The organism is Nostoc sp. UCD121 (genome assembly GCF_014222285.1).
Classification (GTDB): Bacteria; Cyanobacteriota; Cyanobacteriia; order Cyanobacteriales; family Nostocaceae; genus Nostoc.
The window spans coordinates 1-269 of the sequence record NZ_JACKZS010000580.1; the positions used below are offsets into that span (position 1 = coordinate 1).

The following is a 269-nucleotide window of genomic DNA, read 5'->3' on the forward strand; positions in this document are numbered from 1 at the left end:
AAGCATTACAATTCTCAAAGCTTTAGTTTAATTAGACTGATGACGTTCACCTATTCTCTATACCCAGATAATTGGTCAGAAATTGCCACTTCAGTTAAGCAACAAGCCCAGTGGCGTTGTCAAAAGTGCGGGTTACACTGCATAGCCCCTGGTGACAAAACATCACATCTAACACGCTCAAAACGCAGAGTGTACACCCTACAAGTTCATCATTGGGACAGAAATCCGGCAAATAACCACAGAGGCAACCTTATAGCTCTTTGTAGTGC

Annotated in this window: 1 protein-coding gene; it reads left to right on the top strand. The window is 42.8% G+C overall.

Annotated elements, in window-relative coordinates:
- Positions 1–39 precede the first annotated feature (39 nt).
- Positions 40–269 (top strand): HNH endonuclease (locus GNF10_RS38215; RefSeq protein ID WP_221644728.1); only part of this gene is annotated, 230 nt, incomplete at its 3' end.